Origin of the sequence: Chromobacterium sp. CV08 (genome assembly GCF_051129845.1) — a bacterium.
Lineage (GTDB): Bacteria > Pseudomonadota > Gammaproteobacteria > Burkholderiales > Chromobacteriaceae > Chromobacterium.
Map to the genome: position 1 here is coordinate 2,137,259 of NZ_CP150453.1, position 12,724 is coordinate 2,149,982.

The 12,724-nt window shown below is 68.0% G+C and carries 11 protein-coding genes; 6 read left to right on the top strand and 5 right to left on the bottom strand.

Translation table 11 applies throughout. The features are described 5' to 3' along the window. Positions 1-8: 8 nt before the first annotated feature. Positions 9-1,046, bottom strand: a complete 1,038-nt coding sequence (locus WNM05_RS10270) for an LLM class flavin-dependent oxidoreductase (protein ID WP_434634730.1) — start codon at positions 1,044-1,046, stop codon at positions 9-11. Positions 1,047-1,235: 189 nt separating this feature from the next. On the opposite strand from WNM05_RS10270, the gene WNM05_RS10275 reads away from it, so the two are divergent. Beyond that, positions 1,236-1,628: a nuclear transport factor 2 family protein gene (locus tag WNM05_RS10275; RefSeq protein ID WP_434634732.1), complete on the top strand. Its 393-nt coding sequence runs from the start codon at positions 1,236-1,238 to the stop codon at positions 1,626-1,628. A 70-nt stretch (positions 1,629-1,698) separates the two neighbouring features. Here WNM05_RS10275 and WNM05_RS10280 read toward each other — a convergent pair whose 3' ends face one another. Further along, positions 1,699-2,364: a 7-cyano-7-deazaguanine/7-aminomethyl-7-deazaguanine transporter gene (locus tag WNM05_RS10280; RefSeq protein WP_434634733.1), complete on the bottom strand. Its 666-nt coding sequence runs from the start codon at positions 2,362-2,364 to the stop codon at positions 1,699-1,701. Positions 2,365-2,551: 187 nt separating this feature from the next. Next, the gene (locus WNM05_RS10285) at positions 2,552-3,727 is read right to left on the bottom strand and encodes a hypothetical protein (protein ID WP_434634735.1); all 1,176 of its coding nucleotides are present in this window, start codon (positions 3,725-3,727) and stop codon (positions 2,552-2,554) included. Positions 3,728-4,058: 331 nt separating this feature from the next. Between WNM05_RS10285 and WNM05_RS10290 the strand changes: the two genes are divergently transcribed. The 5 genes from WNM05_RS10290 (at position 4,059) to tauD (ending at position 9,321) form a co-directional block, all read left to right on the top strand. Then, positions 4,059-5,675: a methyl-accepting chemotaxis protein gene (locus WNM05_RS10290; RefSeq protein WP_434634737.1), complete on the top strand. Its 1,617-nt coding sequence runs from the start codon at positions 4,059-4,061 to the stop codon at positions 5,673-5,675. A 169-nt stretch (positions 5,676-5,844) separates the two neighbouring features. Continuing rightward, positions 5,845-6,834: a taurine ABC transporter substrate-binding protein gene (gene tauA, locus WNM05_RS10295; RefSeq protein ID WP_434634738.1), complete on the top strand. Its 990-nt coding sequence runs from the start codon at positions 5,845-5,847 to the stop codon at positions 6,832-6,834. A 2-nt stretch (positions 6,835-6,836) separates the two neighbouring features. After that, the gene (gene tauB, locus WNM05_RS10300) at positions 6,837-7,622 is read left to right on the top strand and encodes a taurine ABC transporter ATP-binding subunit (protein WP_434634740.1); all 786 of its coding nucleotides are present in this window, start codon (positions 6,837-6,839) and stop codon (positions 7,620-7,622) included. Further along, positions 7,619-8,458 (top strand): taurine ABC transporter permease TauC, encoded by an 840-nt coding sequence (gene tauC / locus WNM05_RS10305; protein WP_434634741.1) that lies wholly within the window; start codon positions 7,619-7,621, stop codon positions 8,456-8,458. Before tauB ends, tauC begins: the two co-directional genes overlap by 4 nt. Positions 8,459-8,487: 29 nt before the next feature. Continuing rightward, positions 8,488-9,321, top strand: a complete 834-nt coding sequence (tauD, locus tag WNM05_RS10310; protein ID WP_434634743.1) for a taurine dioxygenase — start codon at positions 8,488-8,490, stop codon at positions 9,319-9,321. Positions 9,322-9,379: 58 nt separating this feature from the next. Here tauD and dbpA read toward each other — a convergent pair whose 3' ends face one another. Together dbpA and WNM05_RS10320 are read right to left on the bottom strand one after the other, a co-directional pair. Beyond that, on the bottom strand, positions 9,380-10,762 hold the full coding sequence (dbpA, locus tag WNM05_RS10315) for an ATP-dependent RNA helicase DbpA (RefSeq protein WP_434634745.1): 1,383 nt from the start codon (positions 10,760-10,762) through the stop codon (positions 9,380-9,382). Positions 10,763-10,924: 162 nt separating this feature from the next. Continuing rightward, on the bottom strand, positions 10,925-12,553 hold the full coding sequence (locus WNM05_RS10320) for a methyl-accepting chemotaxis protein (RefSeq protein ID WP_434634747.1): 1,629 nt from the start codon (positions 12,551-12,553) through the stop codon (positions 10,925-10,927). Positions 12,554-12,724 lie beyond the last annotated feature (171 nt).

The following is a 12,724-nucleotide window of genomic DNA, read 5'->3' on the forward strand; positions in this document are numbered from 1 at the left end:
CCTTCGTGTCAATCGACGGCGGCGGCGGCCGGCCGGCGGGTTTTCAGCTGCGGCAGGAGGCCGGCGACGATGTCGCAGGCGCGCAGCCGGTCGGCGAAGTCGTGGCAGTCTATCGACAGCATGATCTCGTCGACGCCGGTGCGGTCCAGCAGCGCCTGCAGGCCGGCCTTGACGGTGTCCGGGCCGCCGAACACCGCGGCACCCAGCCAGTCGTGGCGGACGGAGAATTCCTCGCGCGGGTTCCACAGGCCGTCCATGCTGTCCACCGGCGGCGGCAGCGGGCGGCGGTCGCCTCGGATCAGGTTGAGGAATTTCTGGTACGGCGTGGTGGCCAGCCGCTGCGCCTCTTCATCGCTGTCGGCGGCCAGCACCGGGATGCAGGCCATCGCGTACGGTTCGGACAGCTCGGCGGACGGCTGGAACAGGTGGCGGTACAGTTGCAGCGCCTCGTCCAGATGGGCCGGGGCGAAGTGGGCGGCGAAGGCGAAGGGCAGGCCCAGTTGCGCCGCCAGCTGCGCGCCGTAGAGGCTGGAGCCCAACAGCCACACCGGCACCCGGGTGTCGATGCCGGGAATGGCGCGGACCTGCTGGCCGGGCTGTTCCGGCCCCAGGTAGCCGCGCAGTTCGGCCACCTGCTGCGGGAAGTCCTCGGCGGCGAAGCGGTCGCGGCGCAGCGCGCGCGAGGTCAGCGGATCGGTGCCGGGGGCGCGGCCCAGGCCCAGGTCGATGCGGCCGGGAAACAGCGTGGCCAGCGTGCCGAATTGTTCGGCCACCACCAGCGGCGGGTGGTTGGGCAGCATGATGCCGCCGGAGCCGACGCGTATGCTTTCGGTGTGGGCGGCGACATGGCCGATCAGCACCGCGGTGGCGGAGCTGGCCACGCCTTGCATATTGTGGTGCTCGGCCACCCAGAAGCGGGTGTAACCCAGCTGTTCGGCGTGGCGGGCCAGCGCGGCGCTGTTGCGCAGCGCCTGGGCGGCGTCGCCGCCGGCGACGATGGGGGCCAGGTCCAGGATGGAAAGGCGGGGAGAGGCTGGGGGCGTCATGCTGATGGTCCGTATCGGTATCGGGCCAGTATACGGCCGGCCGGGGCGGGCCTGAAGTAGGCACCGGCAGGTGGGATAGTTGCCTCGAGGTGCCTATGGCCGGCGCGGCGGCTATGATGCGGGCTGGGGCTTGCAATTCCGCGATGCGCCATCACTTGAGAACGATTGTTATTTGAGAGGTCAAGCAGCATGGCTAGCAATCTGGACATCGTCCGCGCCACTTACGAAGGAAAATCCGAGGACAACGGCCGCAATCTGCTGGCGGCGCTGGCGCCGGACGCGGAATGGACGGAGGCGGCGGGTTTCCCGTACGCCGGCACCTATATCGGCCCGCAGGCCATCGTCGACAATGTGTTCAAGCGCCTGGGCAGCGAATGGGAAGGCTACCGCGCGGCGGTGGACCGCTATTTCGTCGACGGCGACAACGTGGTGGCCCAGGGTTTCTACCACGGCACCTACCGGGCCACCGGCAAGGGCTTCACCGCGTCCTTCGCCCATGTCTACACGCTGCGCGACGGCAAGATCGTCAAGTTCGAGCAGATCGTCGACAGCGCCAAGGTGTGGGAGGCGATGCGTCCCTGAGCCGCCGGCGCGCAAGACAAAACGGCCGCGTCCCGACGGGACGCGGCCGTTTTTTACGTCTGGGGACGAATCACGCCGCCTGCGGCTGTTCGACGGCGCCGGCCTGCAGCAGCTTCTGCACGATCACTCTCAGCACCACGCCGTACATCGGCAGGAAGAACAGCATGCAGATCAGCACCTTGAAGCTGTAGTCGACCAGGGCGATCTCCACCCAGTTGGCGGCCATGAAGGCATCGCTGCTCTTGTAGAAGGCGATGAAGAAGAAGGACAGCGTGTCGCTGATGTTGCCGAAGAACATCGCGGCCGCCGGGGCGACCCACCAGGCCTTGAGCCGGCGCAGGCGGTTGAACACCTGCACGTCCAGGATCTGCCCCAGCGCGTAGGCGGCGAAGCTGGCGGCGGCGATGCGGGCGACGAAGAGGTTGAAGTGCTGCAGCGACTGCGCGCCCTGCCAGGCGCCCTGGTAGAACAGCGTGGACACCAGGTAGGAGATCAGCAGCGCCGGCACCATCGCCGCCAGAATGATGCGGCGGGCCAGCGGCGCGCCGAAGATGCGCACGGTCAGGTCGGTGGCCAGGAAAATGAACGGGAAGGTGAACGCGCCCCAGGTGGTGTGGAAGCCGAACACGGTGATCGGCAGCTGCACCAGGTAGTTGCTGGAGGCGATGATGGCAATGTGGAACAAAGACAGCCACAGCAGCGCGGACAGGCGCTGCCGGTCGGTAAAGGCGAACATCCGGTTGAATCCTTTTTGCTGGATGGGGTGAGGGAACCCAGGAAACACTGCCCGTCCGCCGCGCGGCCGGGCTCGAAGCGGCCGCATGATACCGTTTTTCCGGCCGCGAGGGAAGGCGGCGGCGCGCGCAAGGCCTTGAATTCTTTGTCGCAACGGCCCGCCCGGCTTCGGGCGGGCCGGCCGGCGCTTATTGATTGATGAACAGGATGCCCCAGATGAAGTCGCTTGGCGCGATGTCGGCCGGCAACTGGACGTTGCCTGTCGGCGAAGGCTTGCCGGCGAGCAGGTCGGTGTAGGGCTTGCCCGCCTGGTTGAAGCCGGCGGCGGCGTGGCAGGCGATGCACGAGGACTGGTCGATCGGCACGCCGGCGGCGACCCGCTCGGTGAAGGAGTTGCCGTTGATCAGCGGCGCGCCGCTGGCGCTGGTGTAGCTGATCTGCGAGGCCTTCAGGCAGTAGTTGTCCCACACCTTGGCCAGACCGTGCAGTTTGAACAAGGCTTTCAGCGCCGGGGTCTTCGTGCAGGCCGGGTACTGGGTGTTGGCGGTCTTGGCCGGCGACAGGTTGGCGGTGACGGCCCCGTAGCTGTCATGGCAGCCCATCGTATCGCAGCGGCCGGGGTTGTATTGGTGCTCGAAGGTGGCCCAGACCCAGTTAGGAATCTCCTTGGAGCTGATGTGCAGGCCGGCCAGGCCGTAGACCACGCCCTGGGAGCGGGTGGTGTAGTAGGCGGTCATCGCCTGTCTCTGGCTCAGCTTGCGGCCGTTCTGTCCCAGCCAGGCTATCAGCGTCTTGATCGGCACCCAATCGGCCTTGACCTCGATGGCGCTGGTCGGCAGCGATACCGGCTGGCCCTGCTGGGCGCGCTGCCAGGCGGCCTTCAGGCCGGCGGTGGTATGGAGATTGTTCTGCACGATGTAGTCGAAGGACGGCCGGTTGCGCCGCACTTCCTCGGCGTAACAGGGGGCCTGGCCGCCGCTGGACGTGGTGGGGAAGTTGCCGGCGGCCGGATTGTTCACCTGGTCGCAGCTGGTGCCGGGCGCGATGGCGTCGACGCGCAGCGAGTGCGGGGTCAGCAGCCGTTGCAGCAGGCCGGGGTGCAGGCGCTTGATGATCGGCTTGGAGCCGTCCGGCCAGACGGGCGGGTTGGTTTTGTAGATGTCTTCGTCGGAGGCCCAGGTTTCAAACCTGACCGTGCCGCCGCCGGTGGTGGAAACGACGTCGGCGAAATGCTCCCAGACGAGCTGGTCGGAGTTTTGACCACTCGGCAGGGTGCCGCCGGTGGCGGGCGCCGGCGAGGCGGCCTGCGCCGGGGGAAGGGCCGCGGCCAACGCCGCGGCGCAAAGCAATATGCGTAATTGCATCGAATACTCTCCCTGTGTTGTTTAACAAGCATCCAGGCATCGACACACAATTTTCATATGGCATCGGTAAGTGAAGATGCATTTTAAATACTAATTGGGCATGGATGGGAGTCAAGGCGGCATAAATGGCCTGGCTGGATCGGCAATCGCGGTTTAAAAAACAATAGACGGCGTAAAAGCACTGAAAGCCAGTGATGGCGGGACATTGTGCGCCTATGCAAATAGATTGGTTGTTTGCGCGGCTATGCGGTCTATAAATACCCTTAAGTAAATTCTCGTAAATGTGAATGGCGATGAATTGACGGCGGTATGGTTTATCGAGGAGCCGGACATGAGCATTACCAAGAGATTGCTGTTGACCACCGCGCTGGCACTGATCGCCATGCTGTTGATCGGCATTCAGGGCGTGTGGCAGCAGAAGCAGGCGGACGGGCGTTTCGAATACCTGAAGATCAATACCTTCCCCAGCATCCATACGCTGGACGAAGCCAAGGAGGCGCTGGCCGACATGCGGCTGACGCTGGCGCGCAGTGTGGCCCTGTCCGATCCGGCGGCCAAGGCGGCCCAGCTGGCGGCGCTGGGCGATCTGGACAAGCGCTTCGACGCCGCGATGGACAAGTACGACAAAGACCTGGTTTCCAACGACGACGACCGCAAGCTGCTGGTCGTGGACCGCGACGGCATGAAGCTGTACCGCCAGCAGCGCGATAAATATTTCCAGTTGTCGGCCGCCGGCAATGTGGCCGGGGCCGACAAGCTGATGACCGGCGACATGGCGGTCGAGGCCAAGACCTTGAACCAGGCCTTGATTGATCACATCGAGTTCAACTACAAGCTGGCCGATACGCTGAGCGTGGAAAACGCCGCCGCCTACGAGGCGGCGCTGTGGCAGTCCATCGTGCTGATCGCGCTGGTCGTGGCGGTGTGCGGCTGGCTCAGCGGCCAGCTGTTCCTGAATATCCGCAGCAGCCTGGCGCAGATGCTGCACACGATGCAGTCGGTGCGCACCTCGCTGGATTTCCGCCTGCGCGCGCCGGTGAGGCGGATGGATGAGATAGGCAAGACCGCTTCCGCCTTCAATGAGCTGATGGGGCGGCTGCAGCAGAGCTTCCAGGAGATCCGCCAGAGCGTCGGCGCGATGGAGGGCGCCATCGTCAGCATGGCGGACTCGTCCGGCAATATCGCCGACAGCTCGGTGACGCAGAGCGAATCGGCGTCGGCGATGGCGGCGGCGGTGGAGCAGATGACGGTCAGCATCAACCACGTGGCGGACCGCGCGCGCGAGGCCAATTTGCAGGCGCGCGACGCCGGCGAGGTGGCCGACCGCGGCAGCCGCGTGGTGATGGGCACGGTGGACGGCATCAGCGCGGTGGCGGCGTCGGTCGGCGACGCCGCCGACCGCATCGGCAAGCTGCGCGAGGACAGCGCCACCATCGCCACCGTGCTGGGGGTGATCAAGGACATCGCCGACCAGACCAATCTATTGGCGCTGAACGCGGCGATAGAGGCGGCGCGTGCCGGCGAGATGGGACGCGGTTTCGCCGTGGTGGCCGACGAGGTGCGCAAGCTGGCCGAGCGCACCGCCAGTTCCACCACCGAGATTTCCGAGGTGATAAACAAGATGCAGCAGGGCACGCAGGCGGCCGTCAGCGGCATGCAGCAGGTGGTGGACCGCGTCAACCAGGAGGCGGAGAAGGCGCGCGGCGCCAGCGAGGCCATCCAGCAGATCAAGACCAGTTCCGAGCACGGCGTGATGCTGATAAGCGAGATTTCCAACAGCATCGTCGAGCAGGGCGGCGCCAGCAACATCATCGCGCAGAAGGTGGAGCAGATCGCGCAGATGGCCGAAGCCAACTCCAGGACCTCGACCGATTCGGCCAGCTCCGCGCGCCAGCTGCGCGAGCAGGCCGGCCATATCCAGCAGACGGTGGCGCAGTACCAGGTCTGAACCGCATAACAAGGAAGTTCGGGGAAGTTCGACAGGGCCGCGAGGCCCTGTTTTCATTGGTTTGCGCAAAAACGGATAAGCAAACCATGATTAATTGCTTAGCGGAGCCGGGGCGGCTTGCTAGATTGGCTTGGCGTTTGCAACCCGTTGACACCCGTAGGATACCGCCATGGCAAAACCGTCCCCATCGTTCCGCCTGCTTGTCGCCGCCGCCCTGTCGCTGGCGGCCGGCCTCGCCGCCGCGGCCGACGCCGTCACCGTCGGCTACCAGACCGGCATCGACCCCACCAAGATTCCGCAGGCCGACGGCGTCTACGAGAAGGCCACCGGCAGCCGCATCAACTGGCGCAAGTTCGACAGCGGCGCCGATCTGATCGCCGCGCTGGCTTCCGGCGACGTGGCCATCGGCAATATCGGCTCCAGCCCGCTGGCGGCGGCCGCCAGTCGCGGCCTGCCTATCGAGACCTTCCTGGTGGCCGACGAGATCGGCTCCGCCGAGGCGCTGGTGGCGCGAAACGGCAGCGGCATCGCCACGCCGCGGGACCTGGCCGGGAAGAAGGTGGCCGTGCCCTTCGTCTCCACCACCCATTACAGCCTGCTGGCTGCGCTGCGCCACTGGGGCGTGGACCCGGCCAAGGTGACGATCCTGAATCTGCGGCCCGGCGAGATCGCGGCCGCCTGGCAGCGCGGCGACATCGACGCCGCCTATGTGTGGGACCCGGCGCTGGGCAAGATCAAGACGGGCGGCAAGGTGCTGACCAGCTCGGCCGAGGTGGCCAAGTGGGGGGCGCCCACCTACGACATCTGGGTGGTGCGCAAGGACTTCGCCGCCGCCCATCCGGCATTTGTCGCCCGCTTCGCCAAGGTGTCGCTGGACGCCATCGCCGGCTATCGGGCCGATCCGCGGGCCTTCGCCGCCAATCCCGGCAATATCGCCAAGATCAGCCGGCTGACCGGCGCCGCCGCGCCGGACGTGGTGGCCGGCCTGAACGGCAACCGCTTCCTGAACCGCGACGAGCAGGCGGCGCTGCTGCAATCGCCGTTCGCGGCGGCGGTGGGCAGGACGGCGGCCTTCCTGAAGGCGCAGGGCAAGGTGGAGTCCTTGCAGCCCGACTACGGCCCCTTCGTGACCAGCCGCTTCGTCAAGACGGCGAGGTAGCGATGGCCGCCCTGATTGCCGACCGGGTGTCGGTGCGCTATCCGGGCCAGGCGCGGCCGGCGCTGGACGGGGTGTCGCTGGAGGTGGGACCGGGCGAGCTGACGGTGGCGCTGGGGCCGTCCGGCTGCGGCAAGACCACCTTGCTCAATCTGTTCGCCGGCTTCCAGTTTCCCGATTCCGGCAGCGTGCGCTTCGGCGGCGCGCCGGTGGCCGGGCCCGGCGCCGAACGCGCGGTGGTGTTCCAGCAGCATGCGCTGCTGCCGTGGCTGAGCGCCCGCGACAACGTCGCCTTCGGCCTGCGCTTGCGCGGCGTGGCGCGCGCCGCCCGCCGAGAGGCCGCCGACGAGGCGCTGCGGCGGGTGGACCTGGCCGACGCCGGCGCGCGCTATCCGTGGCAGCTGTCCGGCGGGCAGCGGCAGCGCGTCGGCATCGCGCGGGCGCTGGCGGTCCGCGCCGGCGTGCTGTTGCTGGACGAGCCGTTCGGCGCGCTGGACGCCTTCAGCCGCGAGCAGATGCAGCTGTTGTTGCTGAAGGTGTGGGCCGGCTCCGGCGGCAGCGTCTTCCTGATCACCCACGATATCGAGGAGGCGTTGTTCCTCGCCACCGAGCTGGTGTTGATGTCGCCGGGGCCCGGCCGCATCGTCAAGACGCTGCGGCCGCCGTTCAGCCGCCGCTGGCGCGCCGGCGAGAGCGCGCGGGCGATCAAGTCCGATCCGGCGTTCATCGCGTTGAGGGAGCAATTGCTGGCCGAGGTGTTCGCCCAGCGCCAGACGGAGGCATGGTCATGAGCGGCATCGAAACCACGGCGGAACAGGAACTGCTGTCCGTTTCCGGGCGGGACGGCGGGTCGCCGCGCAGGCTGCCCCGTCCCGGAGCGGGCGCGGCCGGCGCGGCGGGGATGCTGGCCGGCTGGTGGCTGCTGGCGCACAGCGGCTGGGTGCCGCCGCTGTTCCTGCCGACGCCGGAGGCGGTGTGGGCCAAGCTGCTGACGGTGGCCGGCCAGGGCTTCATGGACGCCACGCTGTGGCAGCACCTGGCGGCCAGCCTGCAGCGCATCGCGCTGGCCCTGGCCGCCGCGGTGGCGGTCGGCGTGCCGCTGGGCGCGCTGATGGGGCGCAGCGCGCTGGCACGGGGTTTGCTTGATCCGATGCTGGAGGCATACCGTCCGGTGCCGCCGCTCGCCTATCTGCCGCTGATCGTGATCTGGTTCGGCATAGGCGAGTTGTCCAAGGTGCTGCTGATCTTCCTGGCCATCCTGGCGCCGGTGGCGATCGCCGCCCGCCACGGCGTGGCCGGCGTCAGCCGTAGCCGGCTGCGCGCCGCCCAAAGCCTGGGCGCCGGCCGCGGCCAGCTGCTGTGGCTGGTGGTGCTGCCGGAGGCGCTGCCGCAGATACTGACCGGCATCCGCATCGGCCTCGGCGCCGGCTGGTCCACGCTGGTGGCGGCGGAGCTGGTGGCCGCCACCCGGGGCCTGGGCTTCATGGTGCAGTCGGCGGCGCAATTCCTGGCCACCGACGTGGTGGTGCTGGGCATCCTGGTCATCGCCGCGGTCGCCTTCGCGCTGGAACTGGGCCTCAGGGCCTTGCAGAACCGGCTGGCGCCCTGGTACGGACAAGAAGACTGATAGACAACGATAATAAGGAGAAGACTCTGATGAGTTTGACACTGACCCGCCTGAGCCCGGCGCTGGGCGCGGTGGTAGAGGGGATGGACCTGGCGCGGCCGCTGGAGGACGCCGAGCGGCGCGCGCTGAACGAGGCCTTGCTGCGCCACCAGGTGCTGTTTTTCCGCGGCCAGGACATCACGCCGCTGCAACAGCGCAATTTCGCGGTCCGCTTCGGCGATCTGCACACCCACCCTATCTACCCGCAGCATCCGGACGCCCGCGAGATCGTGGTGCTGGACACCGACGCGGTGGACCTGCGGGACAACGCGATCTGGCACACCGACGTCACCTTCATCGAGACCCCGCCGTTGGGCGCGGTGCTGGCGGCGAGGCAGCTGCCGGAGCTGGGCGGCGACACGCTGTGGGCCAGCGGCATCGCCGCCTACGAGGCCTTGTCCGCCAGCCTGAAGGCCAGGCTGGAAGGCTTGAGCGCCGTCCACGACTTCGCCAAGTCCTTCCCGCTGGCGCGCTACGGCCTGACCGACGAGGACCGCCGCCGCTGGGACGAGACGCGGCGCAAGCATCCGCCTATCAGCCACCCGCTGGTGCGCATCCATCCGGAGAGCGGCCGCCGCGCGCTGTTCGTCAACGAGGGCTTCACCGTCGCCGTCAACGAGTTGCCGGAAGCCGAGGGCCAGGCGCTGCTGCAGTTCCTGTTTTCTCACCAGTCGCGGCCGGAGTTCTCGGTGCGCTGGCGCTGGCAGGCCGGCGACGTGGCGTTCTGGGACAACCGCTGCACGATACATTACGCGGTGGACGACTACCGGCCGGCGCGGCGGGTGATGCACCGGGCGACGATACTGGGCGACCGGCCGTTCTAGGCGCGGCAAGCAAAAGGCCATCCCCAGGGATGGCCTTTTTGTTCGACGGCGGGGCGGATCAGCCGATCAGGCGCATCTTGAACTGCTTGCCCTTGATCTTGCCCTGGGACAGCTTGGCCAGCGCCTGTTCGGCGATGGCGCGGTCCAGCGCGACGAAGCTGGCGAATTCGAAGATGTTGATCTTGCCGATCTGGCTGCCGGCGAAGCCGGCCTCGCCGGTCAGCGCGCCCAAGAGGTCGCCCGGACGCAGTTTCTCGCGTTTGCCGCCGGCGATCTCCAGCGTCACCATCGGCGGCAGCAGCGGGCCGCCCGGGGCCGGGGTCAGCTCTTCCACGTCGGCCCAGGTCAGGTCGGCCTGCTGGTAGTTCTCGATCTGCACCAGACGCTTGGCCTCGCTGTCGGTGGCCAGCGTCAGCGCCAGACCGTGCTGCTCGCCGCGGCCGGTGCGGCCGATGCGGTGGATATGCACTTCCGGATCGTGGGTGACGTCGACATTGATCACCAGGTCCAGTTCCTTGATGTCCAGGCCGCGCGCCGCCACGTCGGTGGCCACCAGCACGGTGGCGCTCTTGTTGGCGAAGCGCAGCAGGATCTGGTCGCGCTCGCGCTGTTCCAGGTCGCCGTGCAGCGTCAGCGCGTTGAAGCCCTGTTCCTGCAATTCGCGCACCAGCTCCTTGCAGCGCTCGCGGGTGTTGCAGAAGGCCAGCGCCGAAGTGGGGCGCAGGTGGCGCAGGATGCGGGTGACCGTCTCCAGCCTGGTTTCCGGCTTCACCTTGTAGAACCACTGCTCGATGTGGTCGGCTTTGTGCAGCGACTCCACCTTCACTTCCACCGGGTTTTTCAGGAACTGCGCGCTGGCCTTGCGGATGTCTTCCGGGTAGGTGGCGGAGAACAGCAGCGTCTGGCGGTTCTTCGGGCAGGCGCGGACGATGCCGACGATCTCCTCGATGAAGCCCATGTCTATCATCCGGTCCGCCTCGTCCAGCACCAGCGTCTTCACGCCGGCGAGGTTCAGCGTTTCGCGGAACAGGTGGTCCTGCAGCCGGCCCGGCGTGCCGACGACGATGTGGGCGCCGTGCTCCAGCGAGCCGATCTGCGGGCCCATAGGCGTGCCGCCGGTCAGCGTCACCACCTTGATATTGTCGATGGCGCGCGCCAGGCGGCGGATTTCCTGCGCCACCTGGTCGGCCAGCTCGCGCGTCGGACACATCACCAGCGCCTGCACGCCGAACCAGCGAGGGTTGAGGCTGGCCAACAGGCCGAGGCCGAACGCAGCCGTCTTGCCGCTGCCGGTCTTGGCCTGGGCGATCAGGTCGCGGCCTTCCAGAATGGCGGGCAGGCTGGCGGCCTGGATGGCGGTCATCTGGTGGTAGCCCAGGCTGTCCAGGTTGGACAGCAGCGGGGCGGGCAGGGGCAGGGTGGAAAAAGCGGCTGGTTTCACAATGACTTGGCGCGGTTGGCTAAAGGCTGGGCAGTGTAACAGCAGTGAGGCTCGCGGCCAAATGCCCGGCGCATTTCGGCTGAAAAAAGCCCGGCGGAGCCGGGCGCTGGGGTCTTCCTCTCTAGTTTTAACAGATGCCGTCGTTTTTGCCGGCCCGCCTGCTCATACCCGGAAGCGCGACACCGAGTCGGTCAGCCGTCTGGCCAGCGCCTCCAGCTCCTCGGCGGCGCCGACGGTCTGCTGGATGTCCTGGTCGTTGGTGCGTGCCATCTCGGCGATGGCGTCTATGTTTTCGTTGACGGTCTGGCTGCTCAGCTTCTGCTGTTCGGTCACCTCGACGATCTGCCTGAGGCCGCTGCGCACCGCGGCCACCGAGCGGTTGGCCGCGTCCAGCACCCCGGCCACGCTGTCGGTGGACTGGCGGCTGGCCTCCAGCGACTGCAGGCCGGCGCTGACCGCCTGGCGCACCGCGTCCGTCTTGCCGTTCAGCGCGCCGGTGACGGCGTCGATCTCGCTGGCCGACTTGGCCGACTTCTCGGCCAGCTTGCGCACCTCGTCGGCCACCACGGCGAAGCCCCGGCCCTGCTCGCCGGCGCGCGCGGCCTCTATCGCCGCGTTCAGCGCCAACAGATTGGTCTGCTCGGCGATCTCGCGCACCTGCTTGGTCATATGGGTGATCACCGCGGTGGAGCTGGCCAGTTCGTTCTCCGCCTGCGCCATCAGCTGCACCGCGCTTTCCGCCTGGCCCACCTCGCGCTGGAGCCGGTGCAGGCTCTGCCGTCCCTGTTCCGAGCGCTGCAGGCTTTCCTCGGCGCCGCTGCTGACGTGTTCGGCCTGGCCGGCGATCTCGCCGATGTGGGCGGCCAACTGGTCCACCGCCTCGGCCGCGGCCTGCGACTGGCTGTTCTGGCGGTGGGAACTGGCGGCCAGCTGTCCGGCGCCGTTGGACAGCCGGCGCGCGGCCAGCGCCACCGCGTCGGCGCTGGCGCCCACCTGGCGCACCAGGCCGGCCACCGTGCCCAGCATGCGGTTGAACAGATGGGCGGTGGTGCCGATCTCGTCGCGGCTGCGCTCCGGCAGCCGGCGCGTCAGGTCGCCTTCGCCGCCGGCCAGCTCGGCCAGGCCCCGGGCCATGTCCTGCAGCGGCCGCGTGACGAAACGGCGGATGAACAGATAGACCACCGCCAGCATCGGCAGCGAGGCGAACAGCGCGAACAGGATGCTGCGGGTGCGGAAGGCTTCGACCGCCGCGTACGGCTTCTCCAGCGAAATCCTCATGCTGACCGCGCCCAGCGGCGTCTTGTCCGCCACCTGGTGGCAGGCCAGGCAGTTCTTGCCCAGGTATTTGGCGGAGGCCAGCGCCGGATAGACCACGCGCAGATGCTCGCCCAGCTGTGGCGTCGATTCGATCGCGATGCGCGGCTTGCCGTCGCGCAGCGCGGCGCGCTCGGTCTCGTCGGCGGCGCCGGCCCTGTCGCCGGCGTTGCCGGGGCCGAACTGCCTGCTGACCGCGTCTCCGCGTATCACGCGCAGATCGCGCACCGCGGCCAGCTCCCGGATCTGGTCCAGGAACACGTCGCGCTGGCCGACGGTGCCGGTGATCATCATGCCGGTCAGCCCGGCCAGCGTCATTTCGTTCATGCTGTGCGCCAGATCCTTGGCCTGCTCGACGGCGATGTCTCGGCTGGCCTGGGTTTCCCAGGCGATCAGCCCGCCCCAGGCCAGCACCAGGCAGGTCCAGATCGCGCCGGTCAGCCGCAGCCAGATCGGCCAGTCGGAAAATTTTCTCATGATCGCTGCAGGGGCGGCGGCCCCGTCTCCTGTTGTTGTCGTGTGTCCGCGCCGCGCGGACGCCGGGGAGGCGCCGCGCCGGCATGCCATGGGGATTCTAGTGGCGCGCGCGGACGCGCCATTGGCGCAGATCAAACAATCGGCGGATAGGCCTTGCCAGCGGCGGGCTAT

What these genes read in the sequence shown, in the direction of transcription:
- WNM05_RS10270 (WP_434634730.1), bottom strand. Translation starts at nt 1,046, where the DNA reads ATGACGCCCCCAGCCTCTCCCCGCCTTTCCATCCTGGACCTGGCCCCC.
- tauA (WP_434634738.1), top strand. Translation starts at nt 5,845, where the DNA reads ATGGCAAAACCGTCCCCATCGTTCCGCCTGCTTGTCGCCGCCGCCCTG.
- tauC (WP_434634741.1), top strand. Translation starts at nt 7,619, where the DNA reads ATGAGCGGCATCGAAACCACGGCGGAACAGGAACTGCTGTCCGTTTCC.
- WNM05_RS10280 (WP_434634733.1), bottom strand. Translation starts at nt 2,364, where the DNA reads ATGTTCGCCTTTACCGACCGGCAGCGCCTGTCCGCGCTGCTGTGGCTG.
- tauD (WP_434634743.1), top strand. Translation starts at nt 8,488, where the DNA reads ATGAGTTTGACACTGACCCGCCTGAGCCCGGCGCTGGGCGCGGTGGTA.
- tauB (WP_434634740.1), top strand. Translation starts at nt 6,837, where the DNA reads ATGGCCGCCCTGATTGCCGACCGGGTGTCGGTGCGCTATCCGGGCCAG.
- WNM05_RS10290 (WP_434634737.1), top strand. Translation starts at nt 4,059, where the DNA reads ATGAGCATTACCAAGAGATTGCTGTTGACCACCGCGCTGGCACTGATC.
- WNM05_RS10275 (WP_434634732.1), top strand. Translation starts at nt 1,236, where the DNA reads ATGGCTAGCAATCTGGACATCGTCCGCGCCACTTACGAAGGAAAATCC.
- WNM05_RS10320 (WP_434634747.1), bottom strand. Translation starts at nt 12,553, where the DNA reads ATGAGAAAATTTTCCGACTGGCCGATCTGGCTGCGGCTGACCGGCGCG.
- WNM05_RS10285 (WP_434634735.1), bottom strand. Translation starts at nt 3,727, where the DNA reads ATGCAATTACGCATATTGCTTTGCGCCGCGGCGTTGGCCGCGGCCCTT.